This is a genomic window from Pseudoclavibacter sp. VKM Ac-2867 (genome assembly GCF_015351275.1).
Taxonomy (GTDB): Bacteria; Actinomycetota; Actinomycetes; order Actinomycetales; family Microbacteriaceae; genus Pseudoclavibacter.
In genome coordinates, this window is record NZ_JADKSL010000035.1 from 1 (window position 1) to 16,818 (window position 16,818).

The window sequence follows — 16,818 nt, forward strand, 5'->3', positions numbered from 1 at the left end:
TGCAGGCTCCCGAGAATGGGAGCCTGCATCTGCCGCACTTCTCTGCGTGGGCGGGGCAGTTCAGGCAGGCGCCGACGTGGAGGCGCCTTCCGAGATCGCCTCGCGGGCGAGGGCCAGGTGGGAGCGGGTTGCCTGCTCCGGCGTGAGCGAGTCGATCCACTCGTGGCCGCCCCACTCGCTGCAGAGCGTGCCCGTGAAGCCGACGGCGGCAAGCTCGGCGGAGATCTCGCGGATGGGGTTCGAGATGCGGCCACCGGTGTCGTCGAGGTCCCAGAACTTCAGGTGCACGCCGCCGACGAGGGGCAGGATCTCCCGCAGCTCGCGCGCGTCCGACCGCCCAAATCGGATGACGAGGTTCATGAACAGGGTGTGCACCTGCGGCGGCACGGTCCCGCCGCGGAGCGAGGCCTGGACGGCGTCGAGCGTCGCCGGGCTCCGCCAGTCGTGCTCGAGCGCGTCCACGAGTGACGCATCCACCCCGCCCGCGCGCAGCCTCGCGAGGTAGCTGGGCGGCAGCGACGGCATGAGCATGCTGATGTCGAGGAGCAGGCGGATGCTCGTGTCGTCCATCGCCGCGACGGCCTCGACGGCCGCCGCGTTCTGCGGCTTGTCGAGCGACTGCTGGCCCTGCAGCTCCTCGTAGAGCGTGAGGCCGTGCTCGTGCAGGCGGGGGAGGAGGCGCTCGAGGAGGGCGGGGCCAGCCTGTCCCAGCGGAAGCCGGATGCCCTCCGCGCCGAGCCGTTCCGCCGCCCGAAGCTGGGGGAGCAGGAACTCGTAGCGCTCATCCTCCGAGCGGCGTGTGGTGGCCGTGAGCCAGTCGTCGAGGCTCGCGCCGACGATGCTCACCGAGGTGTCCGTGGCGTCGAGGGCGGAGCGGATGCTGGAGGTCTCCGCATCCGTCGGATCAGGGAACGTGCGCCACGTCTGGGCGGCCTCGAGCTCGATGACGTTCGCGACGCCGGATGCCCCGATGGAAGCCGCGATCTCGGGGGAGGTGCGGTCGGCGACCATGAGCTCGGGCGACCAGTTGAACGCCGAGGCGGCGAGCGTCCATCCCTCGGGCAGCTGCGTGCTCACGCGGGGCTCCCGACGGCTTCGAGCGGCAGGTCGCGGGATGCGCGCGGCGCGGCCAGCGGCGCGTCCAGCTCCAGGCGACGGGCGGCGGCGAAGGGCAGGATGAGCGGCTGGTTCGGGCCTGCGCCCATATTGGGGATGAGGAGCTTGAAGCCCACGAGCACCTCGTGCTGGCCGGGCTCGAGCCGCACGTTCGAGTGCACGACGATGCGGTCCTGCACGAACCACCACGTGGGGCTCGGCGCCAGCTCGGGGAGCGGGGCGCTCTGTCCGTCGATCGTGACGCGCAGCTCGTGGAGGCTGGCGAGGGGGAGGGATCGGATCCAGGGCAGGGAGACGCGCAGCGAGAAGCCGTCGCCATCGCTGCGGAGGGCGTCGTCGAGCAGGATCGCGAGGCTCACGGGCGTGCTCCCCGGCGGTCGGGGCTGCACGGGTAGATTCTGGGCATGACACTCCTTTGTGACGGCCGATACCGGCTTTAGGAGTGAACCTACAGGCTTATGTCGAAAATCGGAAGAAGTGCCGAATGTGCCCGGCTGTGTACCGGTGTCAGCGGCCGAGGGCGAGCCCCGCGATCGTGGGGCGCCCATCCGCGAACCAGCGCGTGAACGTCTCCTCGAAGAGCTGTTCACGCACCATCGCGGCGCCCCCGCGCAGTGGTTCGCGGACATCGTTCGCGGAGACCACGATGTTGAGGTCGCGGGTCGCGAGCGGGAGTGAGTGCTCGTAGACCCGCTGCCGGACCTCGGCGAGGAAGATCTCGCCGGCCGAGGCGAGGGCGCCGCCGACGACGATGACCTTCGGGTTGAACATGTTGACCAGCGCGGAGATCGACTCGCCGATGATCTTCGCCGAGCGCTGCGCGAGCTGGATGGCCAGCGCGTCGCCGTCTTCGGCGCACAGTGCGATGAGCTCCGGGTTGAGTTCCTCCCCCTCCTTCGAGCGCCGCGCGAGGAGTCCGTCGTCGCCCGCTTCGATCGCGAGCTGGGCATCCCGAACGAGGGCCCATCCGCCGGCCTCCGCCTCGAGGCAGCCGATCTTCCCGCAACGGCACTGCGAGGTCGACCCGAACACCTTCACGTGCCCGATGTCTCCCGCCGCGCCGTTCGCGCCACGGTGGATGCGCCCCCGCGAGACGAGGCCGGCGCCGATTCCCGAGCCGACCTTGACGTAGATGAGATCGACCGACGGGACCTGGCGGTTGGTGCGCTCGTTGAGCGCAAGCAGGTTGGCGTCGTTGTCCACCCAGACGGGCGCGTCGAAGCGCTGCTCGAAGCGGCGGCGGATGTCGAAGCCGTTCCACCCGGGCATGATGGGCGGTGCAACGGGCCTGCCGGACTCGAAGTCCACAGGGCCGGGGACGCCGACCGCGATGCCCCAGACGGGGAGCTCGCTGCCTCGGCTCTTCGTGTCTGCGGCGAGGAGTTCTTCGACGAGCCCGAGAGCTGCGTCGAGGGTCGCGGCTGGTCCGCGCGAGATCTCCCAGTCGAGGTGCGCCTGTGCGATGACATCGCCTTCGAGCTGTGCGAGGCCGACGTGGATGTGCAGCGCGCCGAGGGCGCAGACGACGATGAGTCCGTTCTCTCCGCGGAAGCGCAGCGTGCGTGGCGCTCGCCCTCCCGAGGAGGGGCCGACGTCGCCCTCTTCGAGGTAGCCCATGCTGATGGCCTGCTCGACGCGCTGGGTGACGACGCCGCGGCCGAGGCCGGTGACGGTGCCGATCTGCGGGCGGGTCAGTGCCTCGCCCATGCGCACGAGGTTGACGACTCGGAGAAGGCTCGTGACCTCATCGGTCTGGGCACCGAAGCGCAACGTTGACTCTCTCATGGCCGAACTGTACCCAATATGTCGACCTTGCGCCGCAGAGAACGCCCAGATACGTTCGTGCACAGCAAACTTTCGTATCAAACACACAAAAGCGCACAAGGAAGTGGTCGCATGTGGTCAGTCGGCGTCATCGGGGCCGGGCCGGGCGTCTCCGCGCTCCACCTCCCCACGCTCGCGCGTCTCCCCGAGCTGTTCCGGGTCGTGCACATCGCGGACTCCGGGAGCGGCCGTGCGGAGGAGCTCGCTCGGCGCATCGGCGCGCGCAGCAGCTCCGGCATCGGCGAGGTGTTCCAGGACGAGCGGGTGCAGCTCGCCTTGATCTGCTCCCCACCCGCCGACCACGCGAGCCACGTGCGGGCCGCGCTCGATGCGGGGGTCGCGGGCATTCTGTGCGAGAAGCCGCTCGCGACGTCCGTTGCCGAGGCGGAATCGCTTGTCGTCGCCTGCCGGGAGCGGGGGGTGGCGCTGCTGATCGGCACCAACCACCTCTATGACCCCGGCTGGGTGCAGGCGCGACGACTCATCGGCGAGCTGCGGGCTCCCGTCGACAGCGTGCGGGTCACGCTGTCGCTCCCGCCGAACGGGCGGTACCACCGGCTCGTCACCGAGTTCGCCGAGGGTGTCGAGTCTCCCGTGCGTCATCCCCCATCTGGACTGCCCGCACACGTGCAGGCCGGCATCGTGCGGCAGCTCGTCTCCGGCCTCGCGGTGCATGACCTGCCCGCCATCCGCGACCTCGTGCCGGGATTCGATGGCGTCGACTTCGCTCGCTTCGTCGCACCGCTCGGCTACGCAGTCGGGTACCGGGCTGGTCGCGCCCGGGTGCAGCTCGGTGCCGTCATGCGCGCAGAAGGGGCGGATGCTCGCTGGCGCCTCACGGTCTCGGCGGGGGAGTCGCGCGTCGACGTCGACTTCCCGCCGGCGTTTGTGCACGACGGCGCGGCGAGTGTCGTCGTTCGCGGGTCGGAGGGTGGCGTCATGGTGCCCCCGAGGTCGCACCTCGACGGCTACGAGGCGGAATGGCTGGCGTTTGCCGAGCTGCTCTCGGGGGAGGCGCCGCTCGAGTACGAGGAGCAGCTCGAGGACACGCGCTACGCCATCGTGCTCGCCGAGGCAGTCGCCGCCCACATCGAGGGAGCTTCGTCGTGAGTCTTCGAATTCCGGTCCTGGTGTCGAGTGCGCCGGGCGCGCGAGGGGCGGACGATGACCGGCTCGCGCCCTATCGCGTCGCGGTTGCCGAGCTGCCGCTGAGTGCGCAGCTCGCCTCGAGTGCGACCGGCGCGGTCGTCGTGATCGACGCTCGCGGTTCCGGGGGCTGGCTGTGCGCGGTCGAGGCGGCGCTGGCCGACGGCGCCCGGGGCGTGGTCGTCGACGAGGCCGTCGTGCCCGACGCCGGTTGCCGCGATCGGCTGCCAGCAGGTGGCGGGCACGTTCTGGCCGCGCGCTGCTTCCTCCCGAGGGATCTGGTGGAAGCGGCTCGGGCGCTCGTGGCCCCGTCCGGGTCGGAGGCTGTCCTCGTCGCGGTCGAGGTCGGCGGTCCATCCTCGAGCGGGGTGCTGCGGGACGCGCTCGGCTGGGCGCGTGTGCTGACCGGTGGGGGCGAGCTCGGGCTGGGATCCGTGTTTCCGGAGAACGAGAGTGGCCCGACCGCGTCCCTTCTGCTCGAATCGCACGATGGCATCCCCGTCCTCTTCTCCTGGGCCCCGGACGCGGGGGCACCGTGGCTGCGAGTCTCGGCGCTCGGCGCGGTCGAGGTCGAGGTCGCCATCGATGCCGGGGCTGGGGTCGCACGCCTCACGAGTCGCTCCGCCGAGGGGGAGCGGGTCGTGCGGGACGCGTTCGAGGGGCGTGCCCGTCGAGAGCTGCGGTGCGCCATCGAGGCGCCGCGTGCATCCGACCGGCCCGATGAGCTGTTGTGCCTGCTCGAGGACCTCGAGCTGAGTGGGCAGATCGAACGCGGGTGCTCGTCGGCGTGACGTCCGCAATTGCCACTCGTGGACACTCTTTAGTTGATTTTAGACATAAGCCTCGGTAGGCTGACCTCGACGCAGGGGTTCCACGAACCCGTCACCGGCCGCGACGCAGCGACCGGAGGCACACCATGTCGCGTAGATCGTCCGATCGTTCGGGCCCTTTTATGCCACTCTCACCGGCGAGACTCCGCCTCCTTGTTGCTTCCCTCCTCACCGTCTCCTTCCTGGGCGCGCTCGACCACACGGTCGTGTCGACGTCGCTCGCGACCATCGCCGGTGACCTCGGCGCGCTCGAGCAGATGGGCTGGGTCGTCGTCAGCTACACGCTCGCGAGCACCGTCCTCCTGCCCGTGCTCGGCAAGCTCGGCGACATCGTCGGCCCCCGAGCGGTCTTCCTGACCTCCCTCGTGCTCTTCCTGCTCGCCTCGCTCGCCTGCGGCTTCGCGCCGAACATGGGCCTGCTCATCGTCGCCCGCGTCTTCCAGGGGATGAGCTCGGCGGGCCTGCAGCTGATGTCGCAGACGATCATCGCCCAGGTCACGAGCCCGAGGGCCAGGCCCAAGTACATGGCCATCGTCGGAGCGGCTTTCCCCGTCGCCATCCTCATCGGCCCGTTGCTCGGCGGTCTCATCGCCGACAACTGGGGCTGGCAGTGGGTGTTCTGGGTGAACCTCCCCGTCGGCGTCGCCGCGCTGATCTTCGCGCTCGTCGCGATCCCGAGCATCCCCCGCACGTCCGCCCCGCGCTTCGACGTGCTCGGCTCGCTCGCCTTCACGATCGCGCTCGTCGCGCTCGTGCTCGGCGTGAGCTGGGTCTCCGACGCCGAGCTCCTCACGTCGGCGCTCTCGGCGTTCGGTGTCGCCCTGGCATCGTTCGCGCTCTTCTTCTGGGCTGAGGTGCGCGCCGAGAACCCGGTCGTGCCCCTGCATATCTTCAAGAACCGCACCGTCGCGGCCGGTACGGCACTCTCCGCCATCATCGGCGTCGGACTCTTCTCCATCACCGCCTACCTGCCCACCTACGTGCAGATGGCGTACAGCACCACGGCGACCGTCTCCGGGCTCGTGCCCATCGCGACCGTCATGGGGATGCTCGTGAGCAACCTCCTCACGGGCTTCCTCGCCAGCCGATCGGGTCGCTACCGCGTCTACCCGATCGTCGGCACCGCCCTCGGCGCCGTGGGCCTGCTCATCATGGCCACGCTCCCCGTCGGGCTCCCGCTCTGGGCGCCCATGCTCGTCATGTTCGGCGTCGGCCTCGGCACGGGCTCCTTCATGAGCCTCATTGTCGCCGTCGTGCAGAGCGCCGCCCCCAAGAATGCGACGGGCGCCGTCACCGCGAGCGTCAACATCGTCCGCCAGGTCGGCTCCACCGTGACGACCGCCATCATCGGCGGCGTCATCGGTGCCGGTGTCGCGGCGCTGCTCCCCATCGGCTTCGACGCCGCCAGCCTCACCCCGCAGCTCGTGCACGCGAGCGACCCCGCCTTCCAGTCGACCGTCGCAGAGATCTACCGCGACGTGTTCGCGCCCATCTTCATCGGCCTCTCGATCGCCTACGCCATCGGCTTCGTCGCGGCGCTGCTGCTGCCGCCCGGTCGCCTGTCCAACGAGACGGGGAGCATCCCCGTCGTCGAAGCGCAGAACATCCCGGCGTCGCGCGCCTGACCGCGTCCGCCGCATCCACTCACCAGCCGCCCTTCCAAGGAGGAAGCACATGACCACCAAACCAGTCGTCGCGATCGTCGGCAGCGGACCCATCGGGGCCGCCTACGCGCGGACCCTCCTCGAGCAGAACCCGGACGTGCGCGTCACCATGTTCGAGGCGGGCCCCCAGCTCACCGACATCCCGGGCGAGAGCGTGCGCAACATCGCCGACCCCGACGAGAAGGAGCGCGCCCGCGAGCGGTCGCAGGGGCCGCAGGCCGGCGACTTCCGTGACTCGCTGGGCATCCCGAAATCGGCCGTCGTCGAGGGCATGTTCACGGCCCGCCAGGGCACGCACCTCCTCGACTTCGGCGGCGAGGGGGCGGCCCACACGGACACGTTCCCTGCGGCGGCCGCGTCGACCAACGTCGGCGGCATGGGCGCGCACTGGACCTGCGCGACGCCGGCCCCCGAGTTCAGCGAACGCGTCGACTTCATCGAGAGCGGCGAGTGGGATGATCTGCTCGCGAACGCAGAGCGGCTGCTGCACGTGCAGTCCGCCGCGTTCGCCGACTCCGGCGTCGGCGGTGCCATCCGCTCGATCCTCTCCGAGGAGTTCGCCGCCGAGCTGCCGGATGGCTTCGGCCCGGGCACGCTCCCCGTCGCGGGAGACGCGCAGCCCGACGGCACCGTCCGCTGGGCCGGTGCCGACGTCGTCTTCGGGCCACTCGTCGAAGCGGGCAACCCCCTCGCCGAGCGCTTCGAGCTGCGCGACCTCCACCTCGTGCGCCGCGTCGAGCGCGACGGCGACGGGGCAGACGCCCGCGTCACGGGCGTCACTGTCGAAGACCTCCGCACCGGAGAGACGAGCTTCTTCCCCGCAGATGCCGTCGTCGTCGCGGCCGACGCGTTCCGCTCCCCGCAGCTCCTCTGGGCCTCCGGCATCCGCCCCGCCGCCCTCGGCCGCTACCTCACCGAGCACCCCGTCGTCATCTCGACCGTCGCCCTCGACCCCGCCGGCATGAGCCGCTTCGCCACCGATGCCGACCTCGAGGAGGAGCTCGCCCGCCGAGCCCTCAACCCGGCCGACCCCGTGGGCGCCGTCAACCGCATCCCCTTCTCCGAGCCAGACCACCCCTTCTCCCTGCAGGTCATGTACGCCGAGAACCCGCCATTCCCGCTCGACCCCGCGCATCCGCACGCCGGCAACCGCTGGGGCTACGTCAACATGGGGTACGGCATGCGCAAGCATCCGCGCGTCGAAGACGGCATCACGTTCCACGACGACGAGCTCGACTACCGCGGCTTCCCCAACATGACCGTCGAGTACGCGCTCACCGACGTCGAGAAGGCGGAGATCGCCGACGGCGAGGCGCACCTGCGCCGTGCCGGGGAGGCGCTCGGCACGTTCATCGCAGAGCCGCGCCTCCTCCCCAACGGCTCGAGCCTCCACTACCAGGGCACGATGCGCGCCGGAGCGAACGACGACGGCACCACCGTCGCCGACCCGTACTCGCGCATCTGGGGCATCGACAACCTCTACGTCGGCGGCAACGCCCTCATCCCCACCGCGACGACCATGAACCCCACCCTCATGAGCGTCGCCATCGCGGTCCGCGGAGCCAGGAAGCTCGCGGAAGAACTGGCGTAGACGGTCGGGCGCGGAGCTCCTCGCGAGCCCCGCGCCCGACCGCCCCAGCGACGCGTCTACGCGATCGGGGCGCGCGTCGTCATCGCGTGCTCCGCATCCAGTGCCGCGTTCTCAGCCTCGAAATCGATCTCGGGCGGCTGGCGACGGAACCCTCGCGTGAGGAACGCGAGGTAGACGAGCCCGATCGCGAACCAGCTGAGGCCGACGACGAGGGCGAGGCCCGAGAGGCTCGTCCAGAGCCAGACCGTCATCGCGAAGCCCAGGATGGGCAGCACCCCGTAGACGAGCACCGCCTTGCCGCCGCGCTCCTTGCGGTCGAAGAGGAAGAACTTCACGACCGACAGGTTGACGAGGGAGAACGCGGCCAGCGCGCCGAAGCTGATGAGCGACGCGATCGTCGCAAGGTCGACGACGAGCGCCAGCAGCGAGACGACGGCGACGAAGAGCGTCGCGCCGATGGGCGTGCGGAAGCGCTCGCTGAACGCTCCGAACAGCCTCTTCGGCAGCACCCCGTCGCGGCCCATGGCGTACAGGATGCGGGAGACGCTCACCTGCGACGCCATGGCCGCGGCCACACAGCCTGCGATGTAGGCGACGAGGAAGAAGATCTCCAGCCACTGGCCCGCCGCGATGCGCATGATCTCGACGGCTGCGGCATCCGGATCGACCATGTCCTGCCAGGCCGGCTGGATGATGTGGCCCGCGTAGGCGACGGCCGTGAAGATGAGCCCGCCGAGCACCGTCGTGATGAGGATCGCGCGCGGCACCGTGCGCCGCGCATCCTTCGCCTCCTCCGACATCGTCGAGATGGCATCGAAGCCAAGGAACGACAGGGCGATGACCGCGGCACCGCTCGCGAGGGCGGGGATGCTCATCCCCGTGTCGTAGAGCGGCTGCAGCAGAGAAGCGCCAGGGTTGTTCGCCGCGTAGACGACCGCCACGACCAGGAACACGGCGACGAACACGAGCTGCACCCCGACGAGGAAGAGGTTCGCGTTCTTCACGATCGAGATGCCCACGATGTTGAGCGCCGTCACGATGAGGATCGACGCGAGCGTGAACACCCAGATCGGGACCGCCGTGAACTGCGCGTTCAGGTAGATGCCGATGAGGAGGTAGTTGATGAGGGGGAGGAAGAGGTAGTCGAGCATGAGCGTCCACCCCGTCAGGAACCCGACGTGCCCGCCGAACGCCTTCCGGGCATACGTGTACGCGCTGCCCGCGCGGGGGATCTCGCGCACGAGCACGGCGTAGCTGCACGCCGTGAGCAGCATCGCGACGAGGGTGATGAGGTACGCCGCGGGCAGGTGCCCCTCGGTGATGCTCGTGACCTGCCCGTACGTCGTGAAGACCGTGAGCGGGACCATGTAGGCGAGGCCGAAGATGATGAGCGCCGGGATGCCGAGGGCGCGTTTCAGGGTGACGCCCTGGGAGTGCGGGGCTGGGTGTGCGGTCATGGGGTTCCTTGGGGTGAGGGGTCGATCGGGGAGGTCAGAATGTGCGCTGCCCGTTGCGCCAGGTGCCGAGCACCGTGATGTCGCCGAGCTGCTCAGGGGGGACGGCACGCGGGTCCGCGGAGAGCCAGACGAGGTCGGCGCGAGAGCCAGGCGTGAGGGTGCCCCGCGTGGCTTCGGCTCTCGCCTGGTAGGCGACGGCCGACGTCGCGGCTTCGAGGGCCGCGTCGACGGAGATCCGCTCGGCGGGATGCCACCCGCCGAGGGGTGTGCCGTCCGGGTTCTGCCGCGTCACGGCGGTGCGGATGCCCGCGAGCACGTCCGGGCTCGTGACGGGCCAGTCGCTGCCGAAGCTCAGGCGGGCACCGCTCTCGAGCAGCGACCGCATCCGGTAGTGCAGCTCCCGCCTCGGGCCGAGCAGCGGCAGGGTGAGCTGCACCATGACCTCGTCGGCGGTGGCCCACAGCGGCTGGAAGCAGGCGGTCACATCGAGCTGGGCGAAACGGTCGAGGTCGCTGTCGTCGAGCAGCTGGACGTGTGCGATCGTGATGCGCGGGTCGGCGCCGTTCGGGCGCTCGCGAATGCGCCGCGCCGCGTCGAGGGCCGAACGCACGCCGGCGTCGCCGATCGCGTGCAGGTGCAGGTCGAAGCCGAGCTCGTGTGCGTCGAGCGCCGCCTGCTGCAGCTCGCCGTCGTGCCACACGGGGAGTCCGCGCGTGCATGCATCGGCGTAATCCTCGAGCAGGTGCGCGGTGTGGTTCTCGATGATGCCGTCGAGGAAGAACTTGACGGTCTGCGCCGTGAGCCCGGGCGCCGCCTCGATGCGGGTGCGGCGCTCGCGGAGGAGCGTCCGCTGCTGCGGCCACGCCTTCGGGTCGGCGCGCTGCGCGAGGTCCGCGTCGACGGAGAGGGCTCCCGCCTCGGCGGCGGTGACCCACACCTCGATGTCCGCCGGCTCGACCCACGCCTCCTGCACCCAGGTGATGCCGAGGGAGGCGAGGATCGCGGTAGATGCGCGCAGTGCCTCGACTCCGTCGGTCGCGGGGCGCCGCGGGGCGCGGCCGAGGACACGCTCGACAGCCCCGGACTCGAGGAGCGTGCCAAGCGGGGAGCCGTCCTCGCGGCGCACGAAGACCCCGTCGTCGGGGTCGACCGTGTCGGCCGTGATGCCTGCCGCTTCGAGGGCCGCCGTGTTGCACCACGCGGAGTGGTAGTCCCAGGAGCGCAGCACGACGGGGCGGTCGGGCACCGCGGCATCCAGCCAGGCCGCGTCGAAGCTGCCGTGCGGGGCAAGCGTCGAGTCGTAGCTGCCGCCGACGATCCAGGTGGCCTCGGGGTGCGCATCCGCCCAGAGCCGCACGCTGTCGACGATGTCGGCGACGCTTGCGGCTCCGCGGATCTGCGGCCCCTGGAGCTCGAGTCCCGCGAAGAGCGGATGCGCGTGGCCGTCTCCGAACGCGGGGCCGAGATACCCGCCGCCGAGGTCGATCCGCTCGGTGCGCCCGGTAGCGGACAGGCTGTTCGCTGCGACGATCGTGCCGTCGTGCACGACGAGGGTCGTCACATCGGGCGTCCCGTGGGGGACGCCGATCGTGCCGCCAGTGAATTCGATGTGAGGCATCGGTCTCCTTCTCCGTTGAACGAGTGACGTAAACGTACACCGTTCGTTTTCATGACGCTAGAGTGAGAATGCGCAGGATCCGGGCCTCGAAACGAAGCCGTAACACGCTCTTCACGCGTGCGGCCGAGACGGGCCCCGGAACAGACCGCTGAGCCTCGACGCAGCGAAAGGCGGAGACATGGGGCGACCCACAACGAGCATCCTGACGAGAGACGGCATCGTCGACGCTGCCGTGCGCCTCATCGACCGGGAAGGCTCCGAGGCAGTGAGCATGCGCCGCATCGCGTCGCACTTCGGCGTCGCCCCCTCGTCGCTCTACAACCACATCGGCTCGCGCCTCGAGCTCATCGAGGAGGTGCGCACGCGCATCTGCGGCCGCATCGACGGCGAGGCGTTCGACCGGCTGCCGTGGGAGGACGCCGTCCTCGTCTGGGCGCACTCCTACCGCGACGCGTTCGCCGCGCATCCGCGCAGCATTCCCCTTCTCATGTCGTCGCAGGTGCGCTCTCCCGCGATCCTCCGTGTGCACGAGAGCTTCACGAAGGGCGCGCTCGCCGCGGGCTGGCCCGAGGAGGAGATCGTGCGGATGCTCACGGCCTACGAGTCGTTCATCCTCGGCTCGGTGCTCGACATGTCTGGCCCGAGCGTGCTCTTCGACCCGAGCGGTCAGGAGACCGAGGTGCCCGCCTTCGCCTCCGCCGTCGCGCGCGTAACCAAGGAGGGGCTCGACGACCCCGTCGCCGGCCCGGCCTTCGAACTCGGGCTCGCCGCACTCGTGCGCGGCCTGGCGCGGTGAAGACCTCCATCACGCGCGGCGCCGCCCGCATCCATCCACTCGCACTTGCACATGCACTGATCTGACCGCTCGCCGGTCGCCGACTCGAAGAGGAGTAGCCATGCCCGAATCCAACGCAGGTCTTCCATCGTTCTCTGAGGGCCTGCCGCGCCCGAACATCACCATCGACGAGGTTCGTCGCCTGGCCGGTGAGCTCTACGGGGTCTCCGGCGAGGTGCGCGAGCTCGGCAGTCAGCAGGACCGCAACTTCCTCTTCACCGAGCCCGCCTCGCCCGCGCGGCCTGCCGGCCGTCGGGTGCTCTTCAAGGTCAGCAACAGGGCGGTGCGCCGCGACGAGATCGAGGCGCAGAACGAGGCCATGCGGCGCATGCACGCCGCGGGCCACCCGTCGCCAGCCCCCGTCACCAGCCTCGCCGGCCTCGACATCGAGACGGCTGACGTCGACGGTGCTCCCCACAGCATCCGCCTCCTGACCTTCGTCGACGGCACGCCGCTCATCGACTTCGAGCACTTCTCGGCGTCGACCATCGCAGCCATGGGCACGCTTGTCGGCCAGGTCGTCCAGGCGCTCGACGGCTTCGAGCATCCCGGCCTCGACCGCGAGCTCCAGTGGGACCTTCGCGTCGGCGAGCGGCTCGTCGACGAACTCATCGGCCACGTGACCGACCCCGAGCGGCAGGCGCTTGTCCTCGCCGCGCTCGAGGCGACCGCCGCGGCGCTGGCGCCGCTGAAGGACGAGCTGCCTCTGCAGGCCATCCACGGCGATCTCACCGACGACAACCTCGTCGCGACTTCCGGCGTGCTCGGCCGCCCCGAGCTCTCCGGCATCATCGACTTCGGCGACGTGGGCACCGGATGGCGCGTCGCCGAGCTGGCCGTGGCCTGCACGGCCGTGTTCCATCACGACCCCGCGCGACCACTCGCGGTGCTGCCGCTCATCCGCGCCTTCGACGCGGTCGTGCCCCTCACCGACGCCGAGATCGACGCGCTCTGGCCGCTCATCGTGCTCCGCGGCGCGGCGCTTGTCGTCAGCGGGCTGCAGCAGGTCGCCATCGACGATGGCAACGACTACGCCGAGGCGGCCCTCGAACGGGAATGGACGATCTTCGCCGTCCCCGCGGCCCTGGATGCGCGGGTAGCGACGGCCGCCATCCGCCGCGCCCTCGGCCGCGAGGCCGCAGCCGGCCCCATCTCCTCGTCTGACGGCGGCGCCACGCTCCTCGACGCGGACCTCGCCCGCCGCGCCCGCGTCATCACCCTCGACTACACGAGCACGGCGCTGCGCGATGGCTCCTGGCTCGGCGAAGAAGGGGCCGAGGCGGAAGCGCAGCTGCTCCTGCTCGCCGCCCGCAGCGGCGGAGTCGCAGCGACCCGCTTCGGGGAGGCCCGCCTCACGCGCTCGCTCGGGGTCTCCCACGATGCGCCCGTCAACGTCGCGACCGGGGTGGAGCTGTACAGCGCGAGCGATCTCGCGCTCACGGCGCCCTTCGGCGGGCTCGTCTCCGCGGCCGAGGGCCACGTCACCATCTCCGACGGCGCGCGCACCATCGTCATCGCGGGAGCCCGCGGGCTCACGGAAGCGCGAACGCTGGACGGCGAGAGCGCCGCCGCGCCGGCTCGAGTCGAGTCCGGCGAGCCGTTCGCCGAGATCGCGGGCTGGGCGCAGGTCACGCTCCAGGCGGGCGAGGTCTCCGCTCTGGATGCCGCCGCCGCGCCCCTGCCACGCTTCGTGACGGCCGAGGAGTTCCCGGCCTGGTGCGCCGTATTCGGCGACCCGAGCGAGCTCATCGGGCTCGCTCCGAGCAGCATTGGCGGGGCCGGGGCCGACGAGACGCTCCGCGCGCGCCTCGACGCCTACGCGCCGCTGCAGGGCCACTACTACGCGCATCCGCCGCAGATCGAACGCGGCTGGCGCGAGATGCTCATCGACACCGACGGCCGCCACTACCTCGACATGGTCAACAACGTGACGGCGCTCGGTCACGGGCACCCCGTGCTCGCGGACACGGCGGCCCAGCAGTGGCGCATGCTCAACACCAACTCGCGGTTCAACTACGCGTCGGTGGCCGAGTTCAGCGAGCGCCTCCTCGAGACACTCCCGGACAGCTTCGACACCGTGCTGCTCGTCAACAGCGGCACCGAGGCCGTCGACCTCGCGCTGCGCCTGACGAAGGCCTACACAGGCCGCGACGACGTGGCCTGCGTCGAGGAGTCGTACCACGGCTGGTCCTACGCCTCGGATGCGGTCTCGACCTCCACCTCCGACAACCCCCTCGCCGCTGAGCTCCGCGCCCCCTGGGTGCACGCCTTCGACGCCCCGAACGCGTACCGCGGCACCCACCGCGGAGCGGACGCCGGCGAGCGCTACGCGGCCGACGCGATCGCCGAGATCGAGCGCCTCGCCGCGGCCGGCGCCCCTATCGGAACGTTCATCGCCGAGCCCCGCAACGGCAACGCTGGCGCCATCGAGGTGCCCGCCGGCTACCTCGCCGCGGTCTACGACGCCGTGCGCGCCGGCGGGGGCGCCGTCATCGCCGACGAGGTCCAGGTCGGCTACGGACGCCAGGGCGACGTGTTCTGGGGCTTCGAGCAGCACGCGGGGCCGGGCGGCGATCCGATCGTTCCCGACGTCGTGACCGTCGCGAAGGCCATGGGCAACGGGCATCCGCTCGGTGCCGTCATCACGCGCTCCGAGATCGCGCAGGCCCTCGCCGACCAGGGCACCTTCTTCTCGTCGGCAGGCGGTTCGACGCTCAGCGCGAAGCTCGGCGTCACCGTGCTCGACATCATGCGCGACGACCGCCTGCAGGAGAACGCGCACGAGGTCGGCGGCTACCTCCGGGAGAAGCTGGTGGCGCTCGCCGAACGACAGCCCCTCATTGGCGCGCTGCACGGGCGAGGGCTCTACCAGGGCATCGAGCTCGTTCGCGACCGCGAGACCCTCGAGCCCGCCACCTCCGAGACGCAGGCGCTCTGCGACCGGATGCTCGCCCTCGGCGTCATCGTGCAGCCAACGGGCGATCGCGGGAACGTGCTCAAGGTGAAGCCCCCGCTCTGCTTCACGAAGGAGAGCGCGGACAGGTTCGTGGCGACGCTCGACGAGGTCCTCACGCGCGGCCTCTAGTCGCGGCGCCTCCCGTCGCTGGCCTCGTGGCGCTCTTCGGAGCGCTCACTTCCCGCCAGGCGATCACTGCCAGTCGAAGTGCCCCTCCACGCCGCCTCGGAGCGGCACTTCGGCTGGCAGCGATTCTGGCGCGGCGTTTCGACGCGGCGTTCCAGAGCGGCACTCCGGCAGGCGGTGCTTGGCGGTAGGATCTACTCTCGGTGTGCCGGGAAGTCTGGTCGGCGGCCGAGTCGGGATTCGCCGGCCGGTCTCAGACGTCAGGAGAACCATGACTGCACCCGCCACACGACCGACAGGCTTCGCGCGACTGAACGCGTGGATCATGCGCGAGACCACTGGGGGAGCGCTTCTCCTCTTCGCCGCCGCAATCGCCCTCATCTGGGCCAACTCGCCGTGGCGCGGTGGCTACGAGGCGCTCAGCGCGATCACGATCGGGCCCGCCGCCATCCACCTCGACCTGTCGCTCGCCACGTGGGCGGCCGACGGCCTGCTCGCGGTCTTCTTCTTCACCGTGGGCGTGGAGCTGAAGCACGAGTTCGTCTCGGGCAGTCTCCGCAAGCCGAAGGAAGCGGCTGTCCCCGTTCTCGGGGCTGTCGCGGGAATGGCGATGCCGGCCATCTTCTACGTGATCGCGGTGTCCGTCCTCGGCGACACCTCGGCGCTCCACGGTTGGGCGATCCCGACGGCGACGGACATCGCCTTCGCGCTCGGAGTCCTCGCCATCTTCGGGCGAGGGCTTCCACGTGGAGTGCGCACCTTCCTATTGACGCTCGCCGTCGTCGACGACCTGCTCGCGATCGTCATCATCGCCATCTTCTACACGGCGGGCATCAACCTGCTCGCGCTGCTCGGATCGCTCGTCGCCGTCGCCGTCTTCCTGCTGGTCGTCCGCTCCAAGCGGCCTTCCTGGTGGCTGCTGCTGCCGATTGCCCTCGTCGCCTGGGTGCTCATGCACGAGGCAGGCGTGCACGCGACCATCGCGGGAGTGCTCCTCGGCTTCTGCGTGCCGTCCAAGAAGATCCACGGTGAAGCCGATTCGCGCACGCACCGGTTCGGCGACAAGATCGGCCCGTTCTCCTCGGGCTTCGCACTGCCCGTCTTCGCCTTCTTCGCCGCCGGAGTGAACATCGTGGATGGAGATGGGCTCGGGGCGGTGCTCTCCCAGCCCGTGTTCGTGGCGATCGCAGCGGCGCTCGTGCTCGGAAAGCTCATCGGCGTGCTCGGCATGACCGCACTCGTCGTGAAGCTCACACCGCTCCGCCTCCCCGACGCGATCGGCGTCAGGGACCTGCTCCCAGTGGGCTTCCTCACCGGCATCGGCTTCACGGTCTCCCTGCTCATCGCCGAGCTGTCGTTCCCCGACTCTGAGCACACGGCGGCTGCGAAGCTCGCGGTGCTCGGTGGCAGCCTCCTCGCGGCGGTGCTGGCCGCGATCACCCTGCGCCACGACGCGAAGCGCGCTCGCAACGACGACATGAACGAGGACGGTATCCCCGACATCGACCGGACGCCGATCGGAAGCGAAGCCGACGAGTCCGCCATCGACGCGCAGGTCGACGGGCGTGATGCGCAGCCGCACACCAAGGAGAGCTGACCGCCGAGCTCAGAGCAGAGACAGGCCGGGCCCGCATCCACGTGAAAGTGGATGCGGG

At 70.4% G+C, this 16,818-nt stretch carries 12 protein-coding genes; 7 read left to right on the forward strand and 5 right to left on the reverse strand.

Annotated features, from left to right (window positions below; genetic code table 11):
- Window positions 1–60: 60 nt before the first annotated feature.
- The 3 genes from ITJ67_RS19110 to ITJ67_RS19120 all read right to left on the reverse strand — a co-directional run bounded on the left by ITJ67_RS19110 (window position 61) and on the right by ITJ67_RS19120 (window position 2,901).
- On the reverse strand, window positions 61–1,077 hold the full coding sequence (locus ITJ67_RS19110) for a restriction endonuclease subunit R (RefSeq protein WP_194678692.1): 1,017 nt from the start codon (window positions 1,075–1,077) through the stop codon (window positions 61–63).
- On the reverse strand, window positions 1,074–1,505 hold the full coding sequence (locus ITJ67_RS19115; protein ID WP_323741507.1) for a hypothetical protein: 432 nt from the start codon (window positions 1,503–1,505) through the stop codon (window positions 1,074–1,076). The genes ITJ67_RS19110 and ITJ67_RS19115 overlap by 4 nt, the downstream gene beginning before the upstream one ends.
- A 118-nt stretch (window positions 1,506–1,623) precedes the next feature.
- Complete coding sequence (locus ITJ67_RS19120; protein WP_104239779.1) at window positions 1,624–2,901, reverse strand: ROK family protein; 1,278 nt, start codon at window positions 2,899–2,901, stop codon at window positions 1,624–1,626.
- Between the two features lie 111 nt (window positions 2,902–3,012).
- Here ITJ67_RS19120 and ITJ67_RS19125 point away from each other — a divergent pair, with 111 nt between their 5' ends.
- The 4 genes from ITJ67_RS19125 (at window position 3,013) to ITJ67_RS19140 (ending at window position 8,171) form a co-directional block, all read left to right on the forward strand.
- A complete protein-coding gene (locus ITJ67_RS19125; RefSeq protein ID WP_194678693.1) occupies window positions 3,013–4,050 on the forward strand; it encodes a Gfo/Idh/MocA family protein in 1,038 nt (345 codons plus the stop codon).
- Window positions 4,047–4,877, forward strand: coding sequence for a hypothetical protein (locus ITJ67_RS19130; RefSeq protein ID WP_194678695.1), 831 nt, complete (start codon window positions 4,047–4,049; stop codon window positions 4,875–4,877). The genes ITJ67_RS19125 and ITJ67_RS19130 overlap by 4 nt, the downstream gene beginning before the upstream one ends.
- Before the next feature lie 161 nt (window positions 4,878–5,038).
- Window positions 5,039–6,541 carry an MFS transporter gene (locus tag ITJ67_RS19135; protein ID WP_194678697.1) on the forward strand — a complete coding sequence of 501 codons (1,503 nt, stop codon included), beginning with the start codon at window positions 5,039–5,041 and terminating at the stop codon, window positions 6,539–6,541.
- Window positions 6,542–6,590: 49 nt separating this feature from the next.
- On the forward strand, window positions 6,591–8,171 hold the full coding sequence (locus ITJ67_RS19140) for a GMC oxidoreductase (RefSeq protein ID WP_194678699.1): 1,581 nt from the start codon (window positions 6,591–6,593) through the stop codon (window positions 8,169–8,171).
- A 56-nt stretch (window positions 8,172–8,227) separates the two neighbouring features.
- Here the strand turns inward: ITJ67_RS19140 and ITJ67_RS19145 are convergent, their stop codons facing one another.
- Together ITJ67_RS19145 and ITJ67_RS19150 are read right to left on the reverse strand one after the other, a co-directional pair.
- Window positions 8,228–9,628, reverse strand: coding sequence for an APC family permease (locus ITJ67_RS19145; RefSeq protein WP_194678700.1), 1,401 nt, complete (start codon window positions 9,626–9,628; stop codon window positions 8,228–8,230).
- Between the two features lie 34 nt (window positions 9,629–9,662).
- Entirely contained in the window at window positions 9,663–11,246 is a 1,584-nt protein-coding gene (locus ITJ67_RS19150) for an amidohydrolase (protein WP_194678701.1), read from the reverse strand.
- 178 nt (window positions 11,247–11,424) lie between these two features.
- Between ITJ67_RS19150 and ITJ67_RS19155 the strand changes: the two genes are divergently transcribed.
- The 3 genes from ITJ67_RS19155 to nhaA all read left to right on the forward strand — a co-directional run bounded on the left by ITJ67_RS19155 (window position 11,425) and on the right by nhaA (window position 16,760).
- Window positions 11,425–12,042 carry a TetR/AcrR family transcriptional regulator gene (locus ITJ67_RS19155; protein WP_104299900.1) on the forward strand — a complete coding sequence of 206 codons (618 nt, stop codon included), beginning with the start codon at window positions 11,425–11,427 and terminating at the stop codon, window positions 12,040–12,042.
- A gap of 100 nt (window positions 12,043–12,142) precedes the next feature.
- Complete coding sequence (locus ITJ67_RS19160) at window positions 12,143–15,166, forward strand: aminotransferase (protein ID WP_194678703.1); 3,024 nt, start codon at window positions 12,143–12,145, stop codon at window positions 15,164–15,166.
- Window positions 15,167–15,434: 268 nt separating this feature from the next.
- Window positions 15,435–16,760: a Na+/H+ antiporter NhaA gene (gene nhaA / locus ITJ67_RS19165; RefSeq protein ID WP_194678704.1), complete on the forward strand. Its 1,326-nt coding sequence runs from the start codon at window positions 15,435–15,437 to the stop codon at window positions 16,758–16,760.
- Window positions 16,761–16,818: the final 58 nt, after the last annotated feature.

Coding starts and splice junctions, on each gene's coding strand:
- ITJ67_RS19120 (WP_104239779.1), bottom strand. CDS start 2,901: ATGAGAGAGTCAACGTTGCGCTTCGGTGCCCAGACCGATGAGGTCACG.
- ITJ67_RS19125 (WP_194678693.1), top strand. CDS start 3,013: ATGTGGTCAGTCGGCGTCATCGGGGCCGGGCCGGGCGTCTCCGCGCTC.
- ITJ67_RS19135 (WP_194678697.1), top strand. CDS start 5,039: ATGCCACTCTCACCGGCGAGACTCCGCCTCCTTGTTGCTTCCCTCCTC.
- ITJ67_RS19140 (WP_194678699.1), top strand. CDS start 6,591: ATGACCACCAAACCAGTCGTCGCGATCGTCGGCAGCGGACCCATCGGG.
- ITJ67_RS19145 (WP_194678700.1), bottom strand. CDS start 9,628: ATGACCGCACACCCAGCCCCGCACTCCCAGGGCGTCACCCTGAAACGC.
- ITJ67_RS19150 (WP_194678701.1), bottom strand. CDS start 11,246: ATGCCTCACATCGAATTCACTGGCGGCACGATCGGCGTCCCCCACGGG.
- ITJ67_RS19155 (WP_104299900.1), top strand. CDS start 11,425: ATGGGGCGACCCACAACGAGCATCCTGACGAGAGACGGCATCGTCGAC.
- ITJ67_RS19160 (WP_194678703.1), top strand. CDS start 12,143: ATGCCCGAATCCAACGCAGGTCTTCCATCGTTCTCTGAGGGCCTGCCG.
- nhaA (WP_194678704.1), top strand. CDS start 15,435: ATGACTGCACCCGCCACACGACCGACAGGCTTCGCGCGACTGAACGCG.